Here is a 23,816-nt window from a genome sequence, read left to right as displayed (position 1 = left end):
AACAATTATGCCAGGACACGCAATTGGAAAAGAACTGAATCTTGGGTATGCAGGTAACCTCTCCCGCAGCTCGGATGCCATCATTATGAATCGAGTAGTGAAACCATCCGACACGGTGGGTATCGAGTTTGGCGACCCTGTTGTTTTGAACGATGACAATACGTATTCAAAAATGGACGAGGGTGATAGCGCACAATCTTTTGCTGGTATTGCTCTGCGTGAAGTAAAGCAAGCCACCGTATTTACCAGTTCAAAGGGTGTTTACATGCCTGGTGATCCGTGTGACGTTGCAGAGCGAGGAACGGTGACGGTGTTATGCAGCGTGGGTACACCAAAGTCAGGCGGCCCAGTTTATGTTCGAATCGTCAAAAACGCAAGCAAGCCAAACGGGATTGTTGGCGGATATGAAGCAGAGGCAGATGCTGATAATACAGTCCTACTCCCTAACGCCAAGTGGAAAACAGGAAAAATGGATGCAAACCGCGTCGCAGAAGTAACTCTGCTGACACGGAATCAGCCGTAAGGAGGAAACAATCATATGTCATTCATTAAAAACGGAAATGTGTTTACCCCACAGGGCCTTGGCGCTCCTGTATTTATGAACGATTCAGCAATTGGGTCTGGAATGGCCTTTTTGACTGGGGAACTGGAGAAGCGTGATCCGCGATTACTGGAACCATTGTCTTCAGTAACATGGGCGCGCGATATCGTGTCAAAAACAGGTGGTGGATGGTCCGATTTTACATCCAACTACTTCGTAGATTATGCCACTAGTGGTGGGGCAGCAGGGGGCAGCGGAATTATTGGTGGTGCAACAAACGATATTCCAATCATCCAAGCAAACCTGACGAAAGACGTATGGAAGGTTTTCACCTTCTCCAACGTACTCAGGATTCCATTTGTTGACCAGCAAAAATTGCAAAGCATTGGCCGTAGTCTGGATGACATTTTGGACGAAGGTATTCGCCTGAACTATAACAAGTCCATTGATAACGTTGTGTACGAAGGTATCCCTGACGTCGGTATTTACGGATTAGTTAATAACCCTAATCTTGTTGCTACAACCTCGCCCGTAGTTGCAGGCGGTTCATCAACATGGAAGACGAAGACACCGGATGAGATTCTGGATGATGTCAACGCAATTATCAATGCTACCTGGGAAAAATCAGAGTATGACCTAACAGGTATGGCAAATCATATCTTGATTCCTCCAGTACAATACACATACCTAGTTGGTCGTAAGATAAGCGAAGCAGGTTCAGACTCAATCTTAAAGTTCTTGCTAGAGAACAATATCGGTAAAAACCAAGGTGTTGAACTATTCATTGCTCCTTCACGCTGGTGCACAGGGGCAGGTATAGGTGGTACGGATCGAATGCTTGCCTACGTGAACAACGACAAGCGTGTAAACTTCGATTTGCCGGTACCTCTCAGCCGCATCATGACACAACCACAAGTCACAGAAATGGCATACATGACTGCGTATGCTGCGCAATTGGGACAAGTCAAATTCTTGTACGAGCAGTGCGCTCGATACATGGATGGTATCTAAAGGGGGGGAAATCCATGAGAATCTTTTCGAAAAAAACGCTGCAATTTGATGATCCGAACAAACAAGAACCGTCAGTGGTGGTTAGAGCACAAGATTTTGCTACTGTGCCCGAGTGGGTATTGAAATCTAGCATGTATCAGCTTGCTTCTGCAGATGGAACCGTAAGTATCGTGGAAACTCGCGCAGATGTGGCCGCTATTGAAAACCCGGAAACGGAGAAGTTGAAGAAAGAACTCCAAGCCGCAAAGGAAGAGCTGGAACGCTTGAAGGAGAAAGAGGCAAAATCCGCAAAAACCGCGTCGAAGGGTACCGCAGCGAACAATGAGAAAGATGAAAAACAAGAAGATGGACGTTAACGGAATCGTGGGGGCTGCTTCCAACATTAGGACTGGGAGCAACCCTCCTTTTACTTTCGATGACTTCATTGCTATATATCCGCAGTTTGGACCAAATACAGAGGGCACTTTAGTGGTACCGCAGCCTGTTGTGCAAATGTACATTGATCTGGCGAACGCCAGCATCCAAGAAGCGCGATGGCATGCATACTGGAAAGTAGCTATGGGGTGGTTCATTGCCCATTTCTGCACGTTGTATCTGCAAGGCACTGCTGATCCAGATAGCGGAGCTGCAGGTGTGCTGAAGGCTGGACAGATGCGAGGATTGACCACATCAAAGTCAGTAGGTGACGTTTCAGTGAGTACAGATTACTCACTAGTAGCTCAAGACCTGGAGGGATGGGCAGCATGGAAGTTGACGACCTACGGCCAGCAGCTGGCGACCATCGGCAGGATAGTAGGTAAAGGCGGCATGTACGTGTACTAAGGGGGTAAGAACATGTTTAACCTCTTTGGACAAGTCACAACTGGGATTGATAAAACAAACGAGATCAAAAAGATTATTGATGACTTGGCCAACAGGCAAGTGTACGTGGGGATTCCGGAGGGAGAGTCAAGTCAAAGAGGACAAGGTGAGCCTATTTCCAATGCTGAGCTGCTTTACGCCCATACTCATGGTATCCGTCAGAAGGTCATGCGTGATGAGATGAACCCAAGGGTTGAAAGCGGCGAAATGACGTACAGCAAAGCCTATGAATTATGGATACAGACGCATGGCTCACCTCTTTGGCGTTCGCCGCCACGTCCCGTACTCGAACCAGCGATGGAACACAATCAGGAAGCCATAGCGCAGCAATTGCGAAGGGTATCTGAGGTTGCCCTAGATGGCGGTGACCCAGAACCCGAGCTCCATAGGGCAGGTCTGATGGGACAAAATTTTGCCCGAGGTTGGTTCACTGATCCAGCAAATAACTGGGCGCCCAACTCTCCGATCACCGAAGAAAGAAAAGGCAGTGACAGGCCGCTCATTGATAAAGGCGAGCTCCGCAAAGCTATCACGTATGTGGTGAAGTAGGGAGGATGATTATGTGATCGATGTTAGTGAAGTGATTACTGATCCTGATTTTGCGCAGACGTATACTGTCCACCGCAAGGCAGGCGAATGGATAAGGGGTGACTGGGTACCATCCGACGAAACACCATTGAAGATGACAGGACCCGTTATCGTTGCGGATGCAGAGACTCTGGAACAAATACCAGAAGGTGATCGCGTTACTGGGTTAATGTGTTTCTATTCGACTCAGGAATTGTTTGAATCTGGTGATGGGAACGCCCCTATAGAAGGTACGACCGATGTAGTGGAATGGAAAGGAAATAGATACAAGCTGATAAAGGTGTTTCCTTACGGCGACTATGGTTTTTACAAAGCAGTTGGCCAGAGAAAAGCAGGTGACTAGATGGCAGATCAAGCACTTACGCTATCTGAAATTCAAGATATTTTTTGGGAATGCACAATTAAAATCCTTGGTCTTGATCCGAACAAGAAAGAAAGTCAAAAACGCATTCGAAAAGGATACCCGGCAGAAGGTGCTCCATCATGGCAGCGTACCGATAATGTCGGGTTTATTATTGTCTCGCCTGCAAATGACGCTTACGCACAACTAGTAGAGCGAAGCTACTCCCAGACAAGCGAGACAACAGCCGATAACATATCGAGCTATACCCGTGTCCATCAAGTACAATGGACGTTCTACGGACCGAGTAGCTTTGATGATGCAGACAGAGTGCGCGCTGGACTGTTCAGGAGTCCGCTGCTATTCTCGCCCATGCATCTTGTAACTGATGTGCCTGCTCCCGTTCGATTGCCTGAGCTGTTTGGTGGACAATGGTGGGAGCGAACGTCCTTTACAGCCAGATTCAACGAAAGGGTCGTACGTAGCTCTACTGTTCATTACATTGAGGCAGCAGAAATAAAAGTAGTTCCAGACAGATAAGAAAGGCAGGTGTTTTGATTGGCACTATCTCTTGATGAAATTGTACGCGTGAATGTCATAGTGTCACCTATGGCGCAGAGCGCTGGAACCTTTGACATCGGTTTGCTCGTGGGGAAATCGACAAAAATCCCTATCTCAGATCGGGTCAAGATATACTCTAGCCTGTCAGATATGAAGTCAGACGGATGGGAAGAATCTGATCCTGAATGCGCAGCTGCTACCATTTATTTCAGTCAGAACCCGACTCCGGTCAAACTCGTAGTTGGTAGTTGGGATGCAGCAAATGGTGAAACCGCCTCAGAAGCAATCACGGCTTGCCGATCAGCAAACAACGATTGGTATGCTTGCTATGTAGTGGATGCGACTGCAGGGGAGATTGAGGCAGTGGCAGCCGCAGTGGAAGCGATGGAACCAGCGTCTGTGTACTTTTACACGACCAAGGATGAGATCGTTACCGGTAACATCATGGAGACGTTGAAAAACAAGTCGTATAAACGGACATTCGGACAATACAGCACCACTCCACATGCAGCCGTTGCAGCAATGGGTTATGCGATGGGAGCTAACACGGGCGGTGCAAACTCGGCCTACACGTTAGCCTACAAAACAGAAGTAGGGGTTACGCCGGAGAAGGTTTCCACAACGGAAGCTGTGAAAATTCGAGAGCTAAACGGGAACGTGTACACCAATTTCGGACCAAAATTCAAGCTGCTCACACAAGGGAAGATGGCGAGCGGTGTTTCTTTCGACGAGGTATTGAATCTCGATATGCTCCAAGCAGAAATTCAGATTGGGGCAGTCAACGCATTGGTCATGGCAAAGAAAATCCCGCAAACAGAGGACGGCTTGTCTCTCTTGCTGAGTGCGATTTCAGAGCAATGCGAGAAGTCGGTAATCCGCGGCGCGATTGCTCCTGGTGTGTGGAAGGGCTCTCCGATCCTGACCCTTCAAAGGGGAGATACGCTGTCCAAGGGCTATCTGGTTCTTGCTGAACGAATCGCGGATCAAACACAAGACGAACGAGATAAGCGAGTTGCACCGCCTATTTACGTTCCAGTCAAGATGGCAGGGGCTATTGAGCATGTTGTTGTTAATGTTACGGTGAATCGCTAGAGGAAGGAGGGGGAATTTAAGTGTCTCATACGACTTATAGCTTTGCTGACCTTGCAGGTGTTCTTGCACACCCGGCTGTTGGACAGTATGTAGCGACAGGTGAAGGGACTGGCAGCATCTCGGTATCCATGACAACCGATCGCTCAGCACATGACGTTGCTGCTGATGGAACTGTCATGGTATCAAAAATCAAAGGGCGAAATGGCACAATTACGATTTCGGTACAACAGACATCTGGCCTGAATAAGTGGCTGTTGAAGCTGTACAACTACCTGGAACAAGCCCCTACATCGGAATGGGCTGGTATTTCCATCACGCTTCGTTCGTCCACGATGCAAGATTTGATTCGATCAACAGGCGTCTCTTTTCAGAAGCTACCGGACAAGCCATTCCAAGCACAAGGGCAACAGGTTTCTTGGGTGTTTATGGCGGCAGATATCGATCAGTCAGTAGCTTAATGGAATAACACTACTACGGGAGCCGAGGGGCTCTTTTTTAATTGGGGAGGATCAGTCATGCAAGCACCAGTTAAGCATAAAGACGTGGAAATCAGCGGTCGGAAATTCCGTATTCGGAAGTTTCCGGCCAGATCGGGTTCATTCATCCTGATCAAGTTAACGACAATTCTGATGCCCATTTTTACATCACTAATGCCACTGTTCAAAAGTGGACTAATGAAGGACGAGAAGGAGGGCTCCTTCGAGGATTTCAAGGTTGATGACAAAGTAATCTCGACAGTAATGAGTCATCTTGGAAATATCTCAGAGCAAGACTTTACCTACATTCAGGAGCAGGCTTTGAAAGTTTGCTACGAGTCACTTTCAGCGGGTCTAGCCCCTGTGCTAAACGATAATGGTACATTTGGCGTTGAGGATCTGGAGGACGACACAATGTTGGTAATGGGGCTTACTATCCATGCACTTGTGTTTAATCTGACAAGTTTTTTTCAAGGCAGCGGCCTGGGTGGAATCGTTCCGGGCCTGACTTCGTCCCAGCAAGGCTAGAAAATGTTGACGAGTTTCTATTCGCTCCCGTTCTTGCAGGAATGTGGGTCCATCGCGATGTGGTTCAAGATGTGTACGACCTCGACGACTTGCTCGACGCTCACGAGATTCTTGAGGTGAAACAAGAAAACAGACGGAGAGCAGAAGAGATAGCCGACCTGCGCCAGAGGGGGTTAATCGGATGATTGACGTCATCAAAGAGTATCTGGTCTCTCTCGGGATGAAGGTGGACAAAGATTCTTTCCAAGAAGCGTCCGATACAATGCAGGCGGTTGAAGATGGAGCCAAAAAGTTCATCGGTACCGCTGCTAAGGGTTTTGCCATCGCAGGCACCGCGATTACCGGGGCTATGGTGGGCGCGACCACTGGTGTTTACGCCTTTCTTAGTAGTTTGGCAAATGCCGACCTAGCGAATGAACAGTTTGCAAGAAGGATGGGAATGTCCAAGGACGCCGCCGAAGAGCTCAACAAGACGCTGAAGGCAATGGGCGTGACCATTGAGGATTTGTATCTTAATCCTGGGTTGATGAACGATTTCAAGACTTTGCGGGCTTCTATCAAGGATATGAGGCCACCTGCAGAGTTTAAGGAGCAAATCAAGTTCATCCAGTCCATTCAGTTCGAGTTCCAGCAATTGAAACTGTCAGGCAGCTACGCCCTCCAGTGGATTGGTTACTACCTGTTCAAGTATATGGAGGGTCCTTTAAAGAGGGTCAGGGGCAATCTTCAGGATATCAACAAGAAGATCATCAAGGACATGCCTCACTGGACAAAAAATGTGGCGCAGGCAATAAGCTGGGTAGGCAGGCTCGGGTTCACGATTGTAAAGGCTGGTACGGATCTATACAGGTTATTTTCTAAATTGGGTGAGAAAATCCCGCAGGAAATCAAGGTAATTGGAGCAGCGTTACTGGGCTTAGGGTTAATTTTACGAACCGGGCCACTGGGGATTGCCTTTACTCTTCTGACGAGCATCCTTTTGCTACTTGATGACTTCTATACCTACCTTGAAGGTGGCGAAAGTGCTTTTGGTCCCTTCTGGAAAAGGGTATTGGATTTCGTTGATTTGCTAAAGAATGATGGGACAATCAAACGTTTTGGTGAAAACCTCCAAGGTGTTTTTGGGAAGATAGGCACTGGTATACAAGATGGGCTTGAATGGATAGAACGCCTGTACAGAAAGTTCGATGACAATGGCACATTAGATAACTTCAAAGAGGGAATTGCAACGAACGTCGGAACGGCCACTCAGATCATTAAAGATTTCGGTTCGTGGGTTGGGGATGTATTTGATGATTTGAACGAAGAAGGTACACTATCCGGGCTTGAAGAGTCGTTTATTGGTCTTGGAAAAGAGATTTCCGAAATTTACAATGAGATATCCAAGTTTGTAGACAAGCTCTACGGACTAGAAGAAACTCAAGTAGTTCTCGAGTGGATTGGGGACTTTTTGGAAGGTAAATTAAAGTTCGCTCTTCAAACCATCAATGAGACTATCAAGGCTGTCACGTTTTCTCTCAAGTCAGCCAGGGCATTTGTCACAGGTGATGATGCGCTAATGGCAGAGGCAAAAAGAGAATTTTTCGAGGAAGATGAGAAACCCGAAGCTCCTGAACGAAGCTCTACCGGATACAAACGGATGCCGAGGGAAGCGCTATGGGAAGCAAAGGAACAGGGATCGAAAACGCAGGATGCCCGCCTTGAATTGAGCATTAACAGCTTGCCGCGGGGATTGGAACCGTCATTCAAAAAAGCGTTGAATGATTCCGATCTTGTGAAAGGTTTCCGCACCTTCAATCAGGATCTCAACGATGGATTCACGAAAATGGCTATGATGATTAACCCAGAAGCATTCCAACAATACGAAGCCATGGCGAGTGGCATGTACGCCAATAGCTACATGTATAACACAACCTCGTCGTCCAAGCAGACGCTTATCTACAACACCAGCAACCCCGTATTCAACATCGCCAGCTCACAGCCAAGGGAGGTTGCGCGAGAGGTAAACAATCAATGGGACGACTTTAATCTGAATCAACGCTCAATGCGAAATCCTTACTAATGTGGAGGTGGACAGATGGCACAGAAACCTATTCTTAATCTAGATTCGCCTCCCATTTCCTCTCTTGTTTACTTGAAAACCAACATTGGCGGCTGGTTCTTCGATGCTTTTTTACGGTCGACACACACCAGTCGCCTTAAAATTACCGAGCACCCTGTACAAACTGGAGCTGCGGTTACAGATCACTCTTACCTTGAGCCACAGGAACTGACGATGGAGATCGGTATGTCGGATGCAGCAACAAGTCTCATTCCTGGACAGTTCACAGGGGGCTGGAGTCGATCTGTTCAAGCATTCAAAGTAGTGAAGGAATTACAAGCTATCCGGGTGCCGCTACAAGTGCATTCAAGGCTGGGTCTTTATCAAAACATGCTGATTGAAGAAATATCAGCTCCTGACGATTATAAAACGCTGAATGGTCTGCGCTGCACAGTAACATTGCGTGAAATAATGGTCGCACAGGTTCGCACGGTGAAGATTAGCAGCAAGCCTGCTGTTACAGATCGCGCGAATAGAGGTAAAGGAGAACCTGTGAATGAAAATAAAAGTATTCTTGTTGAAGCAGGTCTCAAAAAATTGTTAGGGCGGTGAAAGAAGGAGTGGCTGCTGTAATTCTTCCAATAGTGCCATCAATGAATCAAAATTTCGTATGCACTCTACCTATAGGCGATGAGAATATCACTTTGGGTTTTTCTCTTACCTTCAATGAACCTGGCGGATACTGGTTTATGGCAATCTCAAATCACTCCACTGGAGAATTGCTAATTGACGCGTTACCTTTACTACCTGGGGACTATCCGTCGGCAAATTTATTAATGCAACATGGTTATTTAAACATTGGAAGCGCTGTGCTTGTGTCTACAACAGGCTGCAATTCAACACCGACTTTTGATTCTTTGGGTAAGGAACATTTTATTGTTTGGAGTGACAATTGAATGACGGAAAAGATCATAGGAAATAAAATATCCAAGCCATGATGAACTTCATAACAGCTGCTAGAGCGCTCCTTATAGGGGCGTTTTTCTTTTCAGTAAGTGTAGAGGATGTGGAGCAGGTGGCTGAAAACATTAAGAACCTTGCTGTCTATGAGGCACAAGTACAAGGTGTAGATTTGAACATTGTTCTGGCTACGATAGAGGCGGAAACCAACTTCACCAATAAAACTGGAGATAGCGGGAATGCTTTAGGTCCGGGCCAAGTATGGCCCAAGTGGCATACAGATTCATTTAAATACGCAGCCAATAGATCTAATAAGACGTGGCCATCTACTCTCCAAGAACAGACACGGCTCGTTTTAAGTGATGATGCTCTGGCTACGGCGGCTGCAGTTCGAGTGATCGGGAGGACTTGGAAAGCAGCTAAAGGTGATTTTCGCGAATTCTCCCTTATTTACGTAGGAAAAAAGATTCCAGACTGGGATTATGAACGACGCTTAAAGATATACCAGAAGTACGCTGGCGGCGGGGCGGGAGGTTCTTGGTCTCCTTCCACTTCTGTACCGAATAGTAATGCAACCGGTGGGAATGGAAGTGGAGGGCAATCCGCGAATCTCATCAATGATATCACTCTTCCCTCTACCAACTACGGTATTGTAGCGAAGAGTCAGAAGATCGGTAATGTTTTGTACGGGAGAAGGTATCGTGTGCTTGTTTCTAATGGCAAAGGGACAGCTTTGGATGTATCTGATTTGCGATGTGTGTTTGATATCAAAAAAACCCTCACGCCGCAGCCGAACTTTTCAACGGTCACCATCTACAACTTGAATACAGAGACAGAAAACCAGGTTATTAACGAAGGGGATACCGTCATCGTGGAGGCTGGATACGAAGGTGAACAGTACGGCCTTATTTTCCGAGGGAATGTAATTCAAGCAATAAGGGGAAAAGAGGATGGGGTTGATTACAAATTAATACTCAATTCTGTGGATGGCGACCGGTTCCTGAATAATGGAATGGTCGCTCTTTCGGTTGTGAAAGGGCAAACGGCACGGAGTCAAATTGGTATTGTTACCAGTCAAGCAAAAGTACCAACGCAACAAGGTACCATTTCGAATTATTTACAGCCCGCAGCTCTTACAAGAGGGAAAGTGTTTTTCGGGTTGGGTAAAGACTACTTGCGACAGATTGCTCAATCAAACGCAGCTACGTTTTACCTCGAAGATGGCAAGGTGAATATCATCACAGCTCAGGACTACCCACCAAACGAGATTGTTGATCTTTCACCAGAGTCTGGATTGATCGGTACCCCGATGCAAACTGACTTTGGGGTGAGTTTCAAGTGCCTGCTTAACCCTCGATTGAAAATTAATTCGCTTGTGCGGATCGATAACAGTCAAATACAAGCGCAGACCTTTCAATTCGGGCAAATTCAGCGAGGGTTGGATGCTGCCGGCATCTATCGCATCATTGGCATTCGTCAAAATGGGGATACGCGTGGAGATGCTTGGTATACCGAGTGCGATACAGTGTCACAAGCAGGTGGCGTCATTCCAGGTCTGATGCCATCCGGTGGAGCAAATATTTGGAGGTGATCACATGGGGGTTTCTGTTCCCGAACGGCTAAAGGAAAATGATATTGATTTATATCACACGATGATTGATAGGGTTTTCAGTACAATGAGGGTCAGCGTTCCCGGGATCATCAAGAAATTTGATGCCGATAAACAGACAGCTGAGGTCCAAATTGCATTGAGAGAGCATGTACAACAAGAAAACATGCAGTACCAATGGGTTGAGATTCCTGTCTTGCTAGACGTTCCTGTAATGTTCCCACGTGGGGGCGGATACGTCCTGACCTTCCCAGTTAAGAAGGATGACGAGTGCTTAGTTGTCTTCTCTGATATGTGTATAGATGCATGGTTTTCTCTTGGTGACATTCAAAACCAGATAGAAAAACGCAGGCATGATCTTTCAGATGCGATTGCAATTCTTGGCTTATGGAGCCAGCCGAAGAAACTGGAAGACTTCTCTGAAAAACATGTGGAGCTGCGTAATGAGGACAGGAGTGAATTCATCCGCATGAAACCAGGAACCATTGACCTTGTTGCTCCTGCTGTTCGTGTGAACGGCGTAAATATGACCACGGAGGAAAGGTATAACGATTGGATTGGTGGTGGAGGGAAGGTGGACACATGAGATACAGGGAAATGGTCGGCGGTGACTACACGATGGGCAGGCCGTTTCTGACGAAGGCAGCAGCTGTTGGGCAGGCAATCTATACCCGATTGAAGCTTTTCATGGAGGAATGGTGGGAGCAGCTGGACGATGGTTTGCCTCTCTTTCAAAACATACTTGGTACGATAGGTCATCCAGATAACATAAAAGGTGTGGACCTGTTGGTACAAGCAAGGATTATCGAAACGCCACATGTCAGCCAGATCATGAATTTCCAGAGCACATATGAAGATCGAACCTATAGGTTCCAATGCACGGCTGAAACCGATTTTGGCGAAGCCATTCCCATTACAATGTCATTCGGAAGGAGGGAAATGGAATAATGGCTTACTTCGCTCCTTACATTGATGAAACGGGTTATCATATGCCCTCTTATACAGACATTAGAGATGACCTGATCAGTCAAGCCAAACAGATTTTTGGGCAAGACATCTATCTCGGAAATGACAGTCTGGACTATCAGTTAATTTCTGTCTTTGCCAATAAGCTATATGACTCCTATCTGATCTGCCAAGCTGTGTACAACAGTCGAGGACCAGCTACTGCAATGGGGCCAGGTTTGGACGTGATTGTTGGAATCAACGGGATTAAACGATTAGGGGATGCGTATTCAAAAGCACCGGCAGTCGTCGGGGGAACACCGGGTACCATTATCAAGGATGGCATTGTTTCGGATAATGCGGGGAACTTCTGGTCCCTGCCTTCATCTATCACGATTGGATCAGAAGGGATCTATGCCACGACGGCAACCTGTCAGACGCCAGGCCCCATAGAAGCAGAAGCCAATACGATTACAGGAATCGTCACTCCTACATTGGGATGGACAAGCGTCACAAACCCGGAAGCCGCCGTCCCTGGTAAATATACCGAGAGTGACCCTCAGCTGAAAGCGCGTCAAGCCATTAGTACAGCGAATCCAAGCCGAACGGTGTTAGAAGGCATAAAGGGTGCTATCGCAGGCCTGAGTGGCGTGACGAGGTACGTAGTATACGAGAATGACACAGGCCAAACGAACGAGATGGGGCATCCTCCGCACTCAATCACAGCAGTAGTGGAGGGTGGCGACGATCAGGAGATTGCACAAACCATTGCCAAGCGCAAAACACCAGGAGGCTATACGAACGGAACCACAACAAAAATGGTGACGGATATGTACGACGAACCCACACCCATTCGATATTATCGTCCTACCTATGTAGATATTGCTGTTGTCGTACATGTTAAGCGACTCGCTGGATTTACCACGCAGACAGAGGATGACATCAAGAGTTATGTGGCCGACTTTATTAATAGTGTTTCGATGGGTAACACGACCCTGGTCATTTCAAGTTTATGGGGAGCTGCTTTGCAAGCCAATAGGGTACTGACGAGCCCCACCTTTTCTATTACCAGTTTGACAGCGGCACGACTGGGAAAATCACAATCAACAGCAGATATACCCTTGCTGTTTTTTGAAGCTGTTCGGGGATCCAAAGTCAATGTCACCGTGAATGTTGTGGGGTGATCCAAAAATGGCGATAGAATCGTATCGTGATTTAATCACGTCACAACACTGGAACAAAGACAAATTCATGCGCTGGTTAAACGTCATGCTAGAGAGAGAAGATGCAGCCGTAAAAATAGCAGAAAGCATACCGGAAGCATTTTCGGTTGAGAAGGCAGTCGGTGTCCAACTCGATACAGTAGGGGATTTGGTGGGCAGGTCAAGGTACCTGCCTTTTCAATTGGAAGATGGAACCTCTCCCATCATGGATGACGACATTTATCGTATTGCGTTAAAAGCTAAAATTGCTCAGAACCAGTGGGATGGTACACTCCCACAAATATATGACATGTGGGACAATCTGTTTCCAACGGCGCGCCTTAAAATAAATGACAACCAGGACATGACCATGAAAGCAATTATTCGTGGTGATTTAGGTCTCCACAGCGTATTGCTTGTCACGGTGGGATACATCATTCCTAAACCGTCCACCGTCCGTATCAACATTTCTTGGCAATCAGAAGTGGATCGGATGGACTATGTTGGCATGCTTGTGACTGGCAAAGACATTACAACCGTTAACTCTGAAATGCCTCAAGATTGGTGGCTGTCGGAGGCGAATCGAATGGATTATGTAGGCGGAGTTGTGAGCGGTTGCGACCGCATTGCGATTTCTTCAGAAGCTTTATAAGGAGGGGAGAACTGAAGTGGCACTTTATCCTATTATGGTCATCACACAACAAGGAAAGAATCTATACGCAAAAGCACAGTCAGGTATTGCGATCAATTACACGCGCATGCGGATTGGGTCGGGTTCATACAGCGGTGATCCAGCTGTTCTGACCGATCTGGTACAGCCTATTGGTTGGGTTCCTATTTATGGGTTTAGCAGAACGGGTGCGACCGCCCATGTCAAAGGTCGCTTTGAAAACACAGATATTACCCAATCTACGTACTCGTGCGAGATTGGGATTTATGCACAAGACCCAGATTTGGGCGAAATCCTGTATGGATATACAAATGCAGGAACGAAGGGTGATTACATCCCGCCCATTTCAGCTGGACCATTTTCGCGGGAGTTTCAGGTAAACATTGCGGTAGGAAGTGCAAGCCAAGTAACAGCAGTCATTTCGCCAAGTGGATTTGTGACGTATGAAGAATTTGAGGACCATATTAAGGACAACGTCAAACATCCGTTATATGGAGTTACTACAGGTAACGTGAATGCTTATGTCGTTACGTTTGCAACACCACCTGCTGCATACGTGGATGGAATGCAAATCGTATTAAAAATCCATGCAAATTCTAATGCGGGACCTGCAACGATTAACGTCAACAAATTAGGGGCAAAGCCTTTAAAGAAAGCAAATGGAGTTGACGCAACAAATCTGAAAGCAAATGGTATCTATACTTTCCGGTACAATGCTACAACGGGAAATTTTATCTTACAGGGTGAAGGGGGGGCAGGAAATGCAACAGCAGGTGACATTTTGAGCGGCAAAACTGCTTCAACAGATGAAGGAGACATATCCGGATCGATGCCGAACAGGGGCGCAGTAACGATTATACCAGGCCCTACCGATCAAGCGATATTGAACGGATATCACAATGGGTCAGGGGTGGTAAAAGGAGTTGTTGTTCCGGCAGCAAACGTTTTGACAGGAACAACCATCGCTGGCACGGCAGGCACGATGCCCAACAGAGGCACTGTTATCATCAAACCAACTAGAGCAAACCAACCGATCACTTACGGATATCACAATGGCGCTGGTTACGTTGAAGGTGATCTCAACTTGCTTCCTGAAAACATCGTTACTGGAAAGACTATTTTCGGTGTCACTGGATCGCCTAAAAAATATTACAGCATTTTGGGAAGACGAGTGCTTTACAACTTGTATAATATCCCTGACCCGTTCAGTATTTTCGCGGAAATGCTAGACAATGGCGATATGTTAATAGTAACAGCTGGATATCCGATTATGCGACGGATAAGGCAGGATTTTGTCGAGGTTTACAACGTCCAACTTGGAACCGACGGTACTTATGTGTGGTTGAATAGAGCGGAGGATTGTTTTTATTACCTCTCAGGAACCACATTAGGAAAAAGGCGAGTGAGTGACGGCGGATTGGTTTGGTCAAAAACAGTTACATCGAGTGAAAAGTATATTTGTGGATGCTCGACAGGGTTGTTTACAGCCGACATCACAGCCAAAAAGATAAAAAAATATACACTGACTGACGGCTCGCCGATTTGGACATCACCGGTAACACCAGAAGTGCCGAAAGGGCTAAAAGCAACAGATGATGGCGAAGTGTTTACACTAGGGAATTATCAAATTTACAAGGTTAATACCACGGGCACAACGGTATCAACCCCTATAAATGACGGCTATACAAAGAATTATTTCGAGATTTTCAGCGGAGATAACAACATTTGGGTTCCAGAAATGATAGGTGCAACAGTCAAATGGAAAGCCGACGGCACCGGGAAAACGGAACTAGTTGCAGCAAGTGCAGAATTGGGTTCATACACAAATAACGACTACAACGCGGGCACTATCGCCTTTGGTAAAACTAGAATCTTTTTGACAACCCATAGTGGTCACATATTGGTTTTCAATAGATTTAATTACTCATATATCGACAAAGTTCCGTGTACCGCCACCCGCGTTGCTGCAAACCCAAATTCAGATAATTTTATCGCGTTTGTTCAATCGCAAAGTATCATACCAGGAATGACTGTTATTTACGGATTATAAAGAAAGGGGTATGCACATAATGATATTTATTCAATTTGAGAGGATCACAGACACAAAAGCGCTTGTAACTTTTACGCATTACATGCCTTTTGATGAAATTCATGGATTAGGCAAAACGGAACAAGAGCTGTTGGAAAAGGGTGCGCTAGTAGAATCAGAGCCGCAAAAAGAATTTCACCCAGATAAGCAAGTAATGCTGTTTTACAATCCACAAACGAAAGAGCTGTGGTATGAATACGCCACTCTTCCTCTTCCAGAAGAAGACAGAATTTCTCAGCTAGAAATTGCCACAGAGGAAAACAAAAAGGCAAATTTGGATACCCAAGAAGCCGTTTTACAGCTATATGAAATGGTCACAGGACCACTGACATAAGCCCACATAGAAGGAGGCAGGAAACATGCTTCAACGACTATGGATATGGCTTATTTTTTTATGCTTGAAAGGAGGTGAAAAAACAATGGTATTGGTATGCGTAAGCTTGATTATCAATGGTCGCCGTACATTTGACCAGATTCCTGCAAACCTGAAGGATGCGGTACAAACTGACCTGGAATCTATGGGTCTGGGTACAGACGGTAAGCCTTTGGCGTAACGCTCTTTCCAAGTGGAGGGGGCGTTTTCTTATGACATCATGACCATGAGCCAGCCTCGATCCGATCGGGGCTATTTTTATTGCCCCGAGGGGGTGAGGAGGCAGATGAGCAATGGATGAACAGACACGCATGTTGTCAGACATTCGTGAGCGCGTAGTTCGGGTAGAGACAAAGATTGACTCTATGACCGACGTACAGACAATAGCAGAAAAAGCCAAGGATACGGCAAATGAAGCCTTACAATATGGCAAATCAGCACATAAGCGTCTGGACGAAATAAAGGACAATCAGAAGTGGCTCTGGAGGACTGTCATTGGCGCGGTCATCACTGGGGCGATTGCTCTATTCTGGAAAGGGGTATCGTAAATGATCGAAATTGGATTGGTGATTGCCGTTGTTATAGCAATCGGAGGATGGCTGAAAGGCCGAGAGAAGTTCCCCAATAGTCTCATTCCACTGACGATCGTCTTCTTGGCGGTCGCTTTTAATTTGACCAACGCATTCTTGTTTCATGGAGACTTTCTGGAAGCTGGTAAAATGGCTTTCATTGAAGCGCTTGGGGCGATTGGAATTCATTCTGGCATGAAAAATACATTCCAGTGGCGGGAGAGTGATCAAAAGTGATACCTGCTATGCAAGAGTACCGGGTAACATCGCCGTTTGGCTGGCGTCCAAGCCCGATCAATGGTAATCGTGAATTTCATACAGGCATCGATTTGGTTAAAACGCATAAAGCACCTATCAACGCTTTTGTAGCCGGAGAAGTCATCCATGCAAAGGAAGGTGTTGCAGGGAGTGGTTTCGGCGGCTATGGGATTGTTGTGGCAATCCGCGATTCAGAAACGGGCCACTTGCACTGCTACGCGCATTTGGACGGTGTTTCTGTAAAGGTTGGCGATAAAGTAAAGCAAGGACAATTGATTGGGAGGCAAGGGAACACGGGGAGCGTAGCGCCGAAACCAACACCAAGTAATCCAGGTGCTGGCAGCCATCTTCACTACGAGATTCGCAAAGCCTCATCACCTCAATTCGGATGGATCGCGGATCGCGAAAAGAATTGTTTCGAGCCTGTTAAGTATCTGGATGATTACTTCAACAAAGCACAAAATAATCCCAAACCTGTTGATAAACCTGTGAATAAACAACCAGACGAGAAGACAAAAGAGGCGTTGAAGGTGCTTCAAAGCGAACAGGTCATTCAGTCACCTGCATATTGGCTAGAAAACGCATTTGAAGGTGGTACGGTACGGGGAGACTATGCGGCTTTGCTCATCCAAAACATGGCTAAGAAGTTGGCAACACCAGTACCGGAGACACCAAAACCGGAGCAACCGAAGCCAAAACCAGAACCAGAACAGCCAGTTAAGAAGCCGAAGTCATGGGCAGATATTGAAAAGCTCACACTGGCTGCGAGTGTCCATGTGGATGTAGGTGGTGGCGGCACAGGCGTCTTGTTGAAAGGTGGACTACTGCTTACAGCCAAACACGTATCTAAAGGACGGGCGTCCTTCCGTTTTAAGACAAATTCGCGTGATTGGTATACTGCTGCTATGGTTTCTGAGCATCCGGGGATCGGAAAGGATGCTGTGGATCTAGCGCTGTACCGGATTGAGAACGCCCCGGCAAATTTACCGTATCTGCCAGTGAATACAGAACCACTTGTCACAGGACAAAAACTTTTGACCGTGGAAGCAGAGTACACAGAATGGATAACACGTAGCGGACAGTTGTGCCAAATCAGTACAGCAAAGGAACCATGGGAATTTGACTGTTCCATAGCTGCCCAACACGGTAACAGTGGTGGAGCTGCAGTTAATGAATATGGTGATGTAGTTGGAGTAATAGTCAATTTTGCTTCTGTGGGTATCCAAAAAGGAAGTGTGAGGGAAAGCTCTCCAGGATGTGAGGCTGTAAATCTGACACACCCAGCAGTAGTAGAATGGTTGAAAAAATATATCTAGATTGCGATGCCCTCCTTCCGGATTACCCGGCGGGAGGGCTTTTCTACTTTTTGGAACAAAAAGCAAATGGAAGCGACTGCAAAATCTCCAAGATAAAATCGAGAGGATGACACTGGTTTACACAACCTGACACTGACGTTCATTTTGCCTTTCTTTTCCGAATCTGGATTATACTTGAGTCAAGCGAAAGAAATAAAGAGAGACAACAAGCCATCCGGTACATTTGCCGGGTGGTTTTTGTTGTACCCGGCCAGCGGGGAAACAGGCGAAATCGCCGCACACTTATGCGAGTTTAAGGCTCGTCCACTCGCTCTCTGCTCGGCGGGCATTGCTCGCGATTTGGTAGATGAAGGAGGGGATTTGTATGTCACCTTAAAGAGAAGCTTGTGTCCGATCTGGTGGATTTCAGAATCTATCATTGTGCTGCACTGTCTCAAAAAAGTCGGTGTGTATCGCTACTGAATTTTATTATTACAAGTTTAGATCACAAAGGAGAGAGATTATGAGTAAACTTCACATGATCACATTTAAAGAGCAAGAGAAAAGCCATCAGAAAAACAAATTAAAACTTGAGAATCATCTTGCAAAGCATACTGCAAAAGGTAAGAAGGTGAAAGTAAAACACGAATTAGAAAATATTCCTCGTGTTTTTTTGCTTGAAGATGCAGGGGATGAGATACTTGAGGAATTACGTAAAGATCCTAATGTACTTGCTGTAGAAGAAAGTTGTACATTTGACTTGAATATGGCCCAAATCACTGAATGGTCACACAGTACAAACTTCAGTGACATTGCTCAGTTCCGTTCTCGAGGATGGACAGGTGCAGGTGTTAAAGTTGGAATCCTTGACTCTGGTTGTGCAAACCATGAGGATTTAACATGGACGGCACGATACAATGCCTATACAGCTGTTCACGGTGGAACAACACCCGCTGAAGCAGACAGACATGACCACGGTACTAGTGTTGCTGGTATTATTGCGGGAAAAGACAACGCTTCTGGCTATGTTGGTGTCGCTCCTGACGTACTACTTTATGGTGTCAAGGTGGACGACAACGATCCAGATTATAGGTCTATAAATTCTGAAGCTGTTGTAAATGGAATCAATTGGTTAATCAGTCAAGGTGTCAAAGTAATAAATTGTAGTTTTAGTCGGTATTTGGAACATAAAGGTACAACGGCAGCATTTCAAGCTGCATATGATAGTGGTGCAGTCATCGTTTGTGCTGCCGGGAATGAGCGCATTGAGTTGAGTGATCCCAATAACAGTGTACGTTATCCTGCTAAATATGATTTTGTTATTGCAGTGTCAGCGCTAAAGGCAAACAAACAACCTGCACCCTACTCCAGTCGTGGTCCAGAAATCAGTGTAGCTGCCCCGGCTGATCCAGTTATGACGACAACAGCAAGTGCAGCAAACAAAGCTGGAACAGACTATGTATCATTAAGTTCATCTTATAGAGCCTTTAACGGAACATCTTGTGCTGCACCGCATGTAACTGGTTTGGCAGCTTTATACAGACAAATGAATCCAGGTTATTCACCAGACGATATTAAGTTCCTCATCGAAAATTACGTCGAAGAGTTGGGCGCTCCTGGTAAAGATAAAGATTTTGGATATGGTATGGTAAGATCACCTTGGACAACACATGCTGATTACCCGGGTAAACTGACTTCTACCGCTATCGTAATGTCTGGTAACAGCGTTACCAACTCACTGACGAATGGACTTGGAAAATTCTTTAAATATGTACCAAGTAAGACACAACGTTATTACATTTCTACCACTAGCTCCCTTGATCTTTATGCTCGTATCTATGATGCGAACTACGATCAAATTGCACAGGACGATGATGGGGCCGGAAACTCTCAGCCAAAGCTGAAAGTCGACCTTGTAGCCGGTCAAACCTACTATATTATGGTTTGCGGATACAGTGGCTCTCAGACGGGTTCTTTTACCCTCAATGTAGTGGCTGCTGGAACTGTCATTAAGGAAGACTTTGAGGACAACAACTTTACGATTCCATTCACTGGTGACTGGTACCGCTACTCTAATTTCGGTTTTAAATCTATGTATGGTTACAGAAGCGCAGCGATTGGAACCGGTATGACATCCCAAACATCGTTTAAAGCAACTGTACCAGCAGGAAAAACAGCAGTACTGTCGTTCTACTACCAGACGTTATCCGAAGCAAATTATGACAAGCTGATCGTTACAGTGAACGGTGTGACCATCCTTGATAAATCAGGCAGTATGAGCGAGCATGCACTTTTCGAAACAACACTGAACGCTGGGGTGAATACAATCGTATTCAAATTTGTACGAACCGGAAGCAAAGTCACTGGTGCCAACTTTGTAGTAATCGACAATGTAGAGCTCACTGGAGACGGTGTTACTTTATCAGCAGGTTAACCATAAATACTAGTGGCCTATAAATAAGCCGTAAATCTGATTTATCCAGCAGTTGTAGAATGGTTGAAGAAATACATGTAAATGTCGAAAACCCTCCTTCGGATTTTTTGTCCGGGGAGGGTTTCTTCTGTTTATTCCGATTCATTTTTTGCTTCACTAACACAGGATGAACAGATCAGTTTCCCTTTAAAGTGTAAAGTGTTCAAGGCATTCCCACAGAATACACATGCGGGTTCATACTTCTTCAATATGATACGTTCATCATCAACATAGAACTCTAGCGGATCTTTGATGTTAATATCAAAAATGTCTCGTAGTTCCTTCGGAAGCACGATACGCCCCAGCTCATCGACTTTTCTAACAACCCCTGTTGCTTTCATCGTATTCCTCCATTTTTATATAGATAATAGTGAATTTTACGAATTTAAACAATCCTAAAATTGAAAAGGTAAACAAAAGAAGGAACTTTTTGGGAGATACGAGTATTTACCGGATCGGAATCGAAATGGTTTTGCTCTGTTTGGAGGAAAGCAGGCGTGTGCATGGGGGTGTGAGTCTCCGAAATGCTATATCAGCGAGAACAGAATGTCTGAGAATTTACCTTTATAAAAAAGCGAGGGGACGGCACGTTGGCCATCCCCTTATCTAGCAAATGTATTACTTTGTCTTTTTGATATTAAGCCAAGTTTGTTGCCATTCTATGTTACCAGTTCCGATTTCATCAAAGAAAATCCAGTCTGTAACCATCTGACCTGGGTCGTTAATAATTAGAGCTTCTTGACCATCTTTCATGAAATGACCAATGACGAGAATTATGTGTCCATTTCCTGTTCTGTGATTTTTTGTTAATATTGCTACTGGCTGACCTAGATCAATTGATGATGTAATTTTTTTATAAGTAGTTTCTTTGCGTGGTATCATTTTCCCAGTAATGCCCTTTTCATCTAGGGCTTCAGTGAATTCGAAATCCATTATTTGAACGTTTTTTGTATGGCCATTTACATACTTAGCGTATTCACTCTGGGTCATTTTTTCTCCGTAATAATCCAAAATCATAACGGACATGGCACTCCAGCACCATTGTGAATACTCTTGGGGAGCATGTTTAATCTTTAACTGCGGTGGTGGGTAATCCACCACTCCTGCAAAAGCAGAGGTGTTCGGCAAAAGCAAAAGAACTGCTGCCATTAACAGGGTAAAGAAACTTTTGAATCTTAATGAAACCGTCATCACAAACCTCCTATTTATGTAAAAAGTTTACTGCAAAACTAATCTTATTATAAAAATACAAAAATTGCAATATATTTGAAATGATTTACAAAAACATCGAAATAATTTGAAGTTGTTTGTTCGCTAAGTGTTCGCATATAATGCGACTAACAGGAAGTGAGCAGAAAGGATGCTTTCATTGGAACCGAACGATCTTGTAAAGGAATGGCTGATATGGCACCAAGGAGTCAAATACATACAAAATGACCTACCTCACCTTGAGTCTGCGCAAATGCGATTCCCAGTGCTGGATAACAGTATTCTATGGCATCTTGGCAGCCAAATGTATAAGCGAAAACAACAAGCAGCAAAAGAGCTCCAAGCAAACGGAATACGAGTAATTAAGGAAAAAGAAGAAGCAAACGAGGTTTTAATCGTTTGGTCGCAGCGCGGTCAGGTGGACATATTGCGGGTACATGAGCTGTCCTTACGGTTGGAAGTACAAAAAAGATTAAGCGACATTAAGAAAAAATTCATAGATGCCAGAAAAGATATACAGCCGCCGTCGCTAGAGTCAGTGATAAACGAAGTATTTACCAGAGTTCGTAACACTCTTAATTGATACAATTATATCGGTGATGCTATATGGAATTTATATACCCGATGTTACTTGAACAAATAGGGGTAGCGTCAGGAAAATGCGGATTTACAACGTTAAGGAAATTCCCATATTAAAAAGCCCAATTTCTCAACATTTATATTTGAGAAATTAGGCTTTTTTCGTTGCTCCGTTAAAGCGCCCGATTGCTTAATTTAATATTACTCATCCTCTTCCATACCTTTTTGTTGTTTTATTCTAAGTCGATAAATGTATGAAATAGGGATAATCCCACTGACAAATATAGTACCCCCTATTAGCAGTCCATCGCTCCAATTTAAATTTGGGGTAATTGATGTGAGTACTCCAAAAGCAACAGCAATAATTGTAACTACAACAAAACTAATAATAAACGACTTGACTGGCTTTTTTGGCCTTTTTTCGTTCTCAACGCTTACACTCATGTTTAAGTAATTGTAAACGATTGCGGTCAACATAAAGACCAACCATAGAGGGTTTTTCGTCATTCCCTCCATTCCATTTTTGAAAAATTCATAGCCAAGAATACCAAAAATACCTATTGTTTGTACGATATAGGCTATTCTTGTGTTTTGTAAATTCTGCGCTATCAATCGTTCATCCTTGATTTTTTTCATCAAAATCCCCCCTGCTTATCCAAAAAATCTCATCTAACGTGGCATTCACTGCATAACAAACTTGTAGGCACAATTTTAATGATGGATTATATTTTCCTTTTTCGATCAGACTGACCGTCTGCCGGGTAATGCCCACCACATCGGCAAGCTCCTGCTGTGTTAACTCCGCTTTTATACGGGCAAGCTTTACGTTATTTTTCATAGCATATCCTCCAATTACAACGTAACATATAAATTACAATATGTAAATTATATGTTACGTTTAATTCACAAGGTGTGATCGAGCTTGGAGTACCACCAACTCATAAGCAGGCATTCTATGGTGTAGCCAAGCTGTTGATTACAGGGGAAGATCGCGATTTTGTATACGTTCAGCCGCTTATCAAAGCCCGTGTCAAATTCCGTAACTGGACTAAAGGCGGAATGCTACGGTCACCCGTTTTTGTCGAATTCATATTTTCTGCATAGCGCTGGTTGGCAGCGCGAAAAAATAATATGCCTGATTGTATACAAGAAATAGCTGACTCGTAACTGCTCCAGAGAAAACCAAATTAAAGTCAACGCATAACAAAACCCTCCTTCGGACTATTATCTTTAGGAGGGTTTACTCTTACTTATCTTTTTCTAATCGTTTATTGGATACCCATTCGTTCCAATATTGTACTTCTTCTACACCTTCACCCATTGCCTCGATTGCACCAATGCAATACTCGCATAATAGGTAAGTCTCGTCTTTTTGGAGGATTGAGCATTTTTGTAATTTTAGTTTTTCGAGTTCCCAAAACTCATTTATTTTCAAACAATGATCACATCTTCTTGTTTCATATGGGTCAAAAGAAAATGTCATTAACTCACATCCCATAATAGGTAGGTTACAGAGAAATTTCTATCTATATGGTACCACCGATTT

33 protein-coding genes and 1 pseudogene are annotated in these 23,816 nt (G+C 44.9%); 29 read left to right on the top strand and 5 right to left on the bottom strand.

Features of this window, described 5'->3' with window-relative positions:
• Nucleotides 1–7: 7 nt before the first annotated feature.
• The 27 genes from SB752_RS19130 (at nt 8) to SB752_RS19000 (ending at nt 20,443) form a co-directional block, all read left to right on the top strand.
• Nucleotides 8–523, top strand: a complete 516-nt coding sequence (locus SB752_RS19130) for a structural cement protein Gp24 (RefSeq protein WP_410717166.1) — start codon at nt 8–10, stop codon at nt 521–523.
• Between the two features lie 15 nt (nt 524–538).
• Complete coding sequence (locus tag SB752_RS19125; protein WP_410717165.1) at nt 539–1,552, top strand: DUF2184 domain-containing protein; 1,014 nt, start codon at nt 539–541, stop codon at nt 1,550–1,552.
• A gap of 14 nt (nt 1,553–1,566) precedes the next feature.
• Complete coding sequence (locus tag SB752_RS19120; RefSeq protein ID WP_410717164.1) at nt 1,567–1,908, top strand: hypothetical protein; 342 nt, start codon at nt 1,567–1,569, stop codon at nt 1,906–1,908.
• Nucleotides 1,874–2,374 (top strand): DUF4054 domain-containing protein, encoded by a 501-nt coding sequence (locus SB752_RS19115; RefSeq protein WP_410717163.1) that lies wholly within the window; start codon nt 1,874–1,876, stop codon nt 2,372–2,374. Before SB752_RS19120 ends, SB752_RS19115 begins: the two co-directional genes overlap by 35 nt.
• A gap of 12 nt (nt 2,375–2,386) precedes the next feature.
• Nucleotides 2,387–2,962 (top strand): phage virion morphogenesis protein, encoded by a 576-nt coding sequence (locus SB752_RS19110; RefSeq protein ID WP_410717162.1) that lies wholly within the window; start codon nt 2,387–2,389, stop codon nt 2,960–2,962.
• Between the two features lie 13 nt (nt 2,963–2,975).
• On the top strand, nt 2,976–3,344 hold the full coding sequence (locus SB752_RS19105) for a hypothetical protein (protein ID WP_410717161.1): 369 nt from the start codon (nt 2,976–2,978) through the stop codon (nt 3,342–3,344).
• Nucleotides 3,345–3,881: a phage neck terminator protein gene (locus SB752_RS19100; RefSeq protein WP_410717160.1), complete on the top strand. Its 537-nt coding sequence runs from the start codon at nt 3,345–3,347 to the stop codon at nt 3,879–3,881.
• Nucleotides 3,882–3,899: 18 nt separating this feature from the next.
• Nucleotides 3,900–4,994: a DUF3383 family protein gene (locus SB752_RS19095; protein WP_410717159.1), complete on the top strand. Its 1,095-nt coding sequence runs from the start codon at nt 3,900–3,902 to the stop codon at nt 4,992–4,994.
• Between the two features lie 20 nt (nt 4,995–5,014).
• The gene (locus tag SB752_RS19090) at nt 5,015–5,452 is read left to right on the top strand and encodes a tail tube family protein (protein ID WP_410717158.1); all 438 of its coding nucleotides are present in this window, start codon (nt 5,015–5,017) and stop codon (nt 5,450–5,452) included.
• A gap of 57 nt (nt 5,453–5,509) precedes the next feature.
• Complete coding sequence (locus SB752_RS19085; protein ID WP_410717157.1) at nt 5,510–5,998, top strand: phage tail assembly chaperone; 489 nt, start codon at nt 5,510–5,512, stop codon at nt 5,996–5,998.
• 41 nt (nt 5,999–6,039) lie between these two features.
• A complete protein-coding gene (locus SB752_RS19080; protein WP_410717156.1) occupies nt 6,040–6,183 on the top strand; it encodes a DUF6889 family protein in 144 nt (47 codons plus the stop codon).
• Nucleotides 6,180–8,060, top strand: a complete 1,881-nt coding sequence (locus SB752_RS19075; RefSeq protein WP_410717155.1) for a hypothetical protein — start codon at nt 6,180–6,182, stop codon at nt 8,058–8,060. The genes SB752_RS19080 and SB752_RS19075 overlap by 4 nt, the downstream gene beginning before the upstream one ends.
• A 15-nt stretch (nt 8,061–8,075) precedes the next feature.
• Entirely contained in the window at nt 8,076–8,651 is a 576-nt protein-coding gene (locus SB752_RS19070; protein WP_410717154.1) for a phage baseplate protein, read from the top strand.
• An 8-nt stretch (nt 8,652–8,659) separates the two neighbouring features.
• Complete coding sequence (locus SB752_RS19065) at nt 8,660–8,995, top strand: phage baseplate plug family protein (protein ID WP_410717153.1); 336 nt, start codon at nt 8,660–8,662, stop codon at nt 8,993–8,995.
• Nucleotides 8,996–9,114: 119 nt separating this feature from the next.
• A complete protein-coding gene (locus SB752_RS19060) occupies nt 9,115–10,590 on the top strand; it encodes a phage protein (protein WP_410717152.1) in 1,476 nt (491 codons plus the stop codon).
• A gap of 4 nt (nt 10,591–10,594) precedes the next feature.
• Nucleotides 10,595–11,194, top strand: a complete 600-nt coding sequence (locus SB752_RS19055) for a Gp138 family membrane-puncturing spike protein (protein ID WP_410717151.1) — start codon at nt 10,595–10,597, stop codon at nt 11,192–11,194.
• Nucleotides 11,191–11,556, top strand: a complete 366-nt coding sequence (locus SB752_RS19050; RefSeq protein WP_410717150.1) for a contractile injection system sheath initiator — start codon at nt 11,191–11,193, stop codon at nt 11,554–11,556. The genes SB752_RS19055 and SB752_RS19050 overlap by 4 nt, the downstream gene beginning before the upstream one ends.
• The gene (locus tag SB752_RS19045; protein ID WP_410717149.1) at nt 11,556–12,737 is read left to right on the top strand and encodes a baseplate J/gp47 family protein; all 1,182 of its coding nucleotides are present in this window, start codon (nt 11,556–11,558) and stop codon (nt 12,735–12,737) included. Before SB752_RS19050 ends, SB752_RS19045 begins: the two co-directional genes overlap by 1 nt.
• A gap of 7 nt (nt 12,738–12,744) precedes the next feature.
• The gene (locus SB752_RS19040) at nt 12,745–13,407 is read left to right on the top strand and encodes a baseplate wedge 1 family protein (protein ID WP_410717148.1); all 663 of its coding nucleotides are present in this window, start codon (nt 12,745–12,747) and stop codon (nt 13,405–13,407) included.
• A gap of 16 nt (nt 13,408–13,423) precedes the next feature.
• The gene (locus SB752_RS19035; protein ID WP_410717147.1) at nt 13,424–15,475 is read left to right on the top strand and encodes a hypothetical protein; all 2,052 of its coding nucleotides are present in this window, start codon (nt 13,424–13,426) and stop codon (nt 15,473–15,475) included.
• Nucleotides 15,476–15,494: 19 nt separating this feature from the next.
• Nucleotides 15,495–15,848 carry a hypothetical protein gene (locus tag SB752_RS19030; RefSeq protein WP_410717146.1) on the top strand — a complete coding sequence of 118 codons (354 nt, stop codon included), beginning with the start codon at nt 15,495–15,497 and terminating at the stop codon, nt 15,846–15,848.
• 85 nt (nt 15,849–15,933) lie between these two features.
• Nucleotides 15,934–16,068 (top strand): CD1375 family protein, encoded by a 135-nt coding sequence (locus SB752_RS19025; RefSeq protein WP_255323533.1) that lies wholly within the window; start codon nt 15,934–15,936, stop codon nt 16,066–16,068.
• 112 nt (nt 16,069–16,180) lie between these two features.
• Nucleotides 16,181–16,435, top strand: coding sequence for a hemolysin XhlA family protein (locus SB752_RS19020; protein WP_289142448.1), 255 nt, complete (start codon nt 16,181–16,183; stop codon nt 16,433–16,435).
• Nucleotides 16,436–16,693: a hypothetical protein gene (locus tag SB752_RS19015; RefSeq protein WP_410717145.1), complete on the top strand. Its 258-nt coding sequence runs from the start codon at nt 16,436–16,438 to the stop codon at nt 16,691–16,693. It abuts the gene before it with no gap.
• Complete coding sequence (locus SB752_RS19010; RefSeq protein ID WP_410717144.1) at nt 16,690–18,030, top strand: peptidoglycan DD-metalloendopeptidase family protein; 1,341 nt, start codon at nt 16,690–16,692, stop codon at nt 18,028–18,030. The genes SB752_RS19015 and SB752_RS19010 overlap by 4 nt, the downstream gene beginning before the upstream one ends.
• A 174-nt stretch (nt 18,031–18,204) precedes the next feature.
• Nucleotides 18,205–18,492: a hypothetical protein gene (locus SB752_RS19005; protein ID WP_410717143.1), complete on the top strand. Its 288-nt coding sequence runs from the start codon at nt 18,205–18,207 to the stop codon at nt 18,490–18,492.
• A 40-nt stretch (nt 18,493–18,532) separates the two neighbouring features.
• Nucleotides 18,533–20,443 (top strand): S8 family peptidase, encoded by a 1,911-nt coding sequence (locus SB752_RS19000; RefSeq protein ID WP_410717142.1) that lies wholly within the window; start codon nt 18,533–18,535, stop codon nt 20,441–20,443.
• A 131-nt stretch (nt 20,444–20,574) separates the two neighbouring features.
• Here the strand turns inward: SB752_RS19000 and SB752_RS18995 are convergent, their stop codons facing one another.
• Both SB752_RS18995 and SB752_RS18990 read right to left on the bottom strand, forming a co-directional pair.
• Entirely contained in the window at nt 20,575–20,823 is a 249-nt protein-coding gene (locus SB752_RS18995; protein WP_410717141.1) for an AbrB/MazE/SpoVT family DNA-binding domain-containing protein, read from the bottom strand.
• Nucleotides 20,824–21,100: 277 nt separating this feature from the next.
• The gene (locus SB752_RS18990) at nt 21,101–21,673 is read right to left on the bottom strand and encodes a papain-like cysteine protease family protein (protein ID WP_410717140.1); all 573 of its coding nucleotides are present in this window, start codon (nt 21,671–21,673) and stop codon (nt 21,101–21,103) included.
• Nucleotides 21,674–21,851: 178 nt separating this feature from the next.
• Here SB752_RS18990 and SB752_RS18985 point away from each other — a divergent pair, with 178 nt between their 5' ends.
• Nucleotides 21,852–22,274 (top strand): YhjD family protein, encoded by a 423-nt coding sequence (locus tag SB752_RS18985; protein ID WP_410717139.1) that lies wholly within the window; start codon nt 21,852–21,854, stop codon nt 22,272–22,274.
• A gap of 197 nt (nt 22,275–22,471) precedes the next feature.
• On the opposite strand, the gene SB752_RS18980 is transcribed toward SB752_RS18985, so the two are convergent.
• Both SB752_RS18980 and SB752_RS18975 read right to left on the bottom strand, forming a co-directional pair.
• Entirely contained in the window at nt 22,472–22,906 is a 435-nt protein-coding gene (locus SB752_RS18980) for a hypothetical protein (protein WP_410717138.1), read from the bottom strand.
• Nucleotides 22,887–23,108: a helix-turn-helix transcriptional regulator gene (locus SB752_RS18975; RefSeq protein WP_410717137.1), complete on the bottom strand. Its 222-nt coding sequence runs from the start codon at nt 23,106–23,108 to the stop codon at nt 22,887–22,889. The genes SB752_RS18980 and SB752_RS18975 overlap by 20 nt, the downstream gene beginning before the upstream one ends.
• A 71-nt stretch (nt 23,109–23,179) precedes the next feature.
• On the opposite strand from SB752_RS18975, the pseudogene SB752_RS18970 reads away from it, so the two are divergent.
• Nucleotides 23,180–23,374, top strand: a pseudogene (locus SB752_RS18970) (ATP-dependent DNA ligase); the annotation flags it as partial.
• Nucleotides 23,375–23,516: 142 nt separating this feature from the next.
• Here the strand turns inward: SB752_RS18970 and SB752_RS18965 are convergent.
• Entirely contained in the window at nt 23,517–23,753 is a 237-nt protein-coding gene (locus SB752_RS18965) for a hypothetical protein (protein ID WP_410717136.1), read from the bottom strand.
• Nucleotides 23,754–23,816: the final 63 nt, after the last annotated feature.

Origin of the sequence: Brevibacillus sp. SIMBA_040 (assembly GCF_046535075.1) — a bacterium.
GTDB lineage: Bacteria > Bacillota > Bacilli > Brevibacillales > Brevibacillaceae > Brevibacillus.
This window is presented reverse-complemented; position numbering and strand designations above follow the sequence as displayed.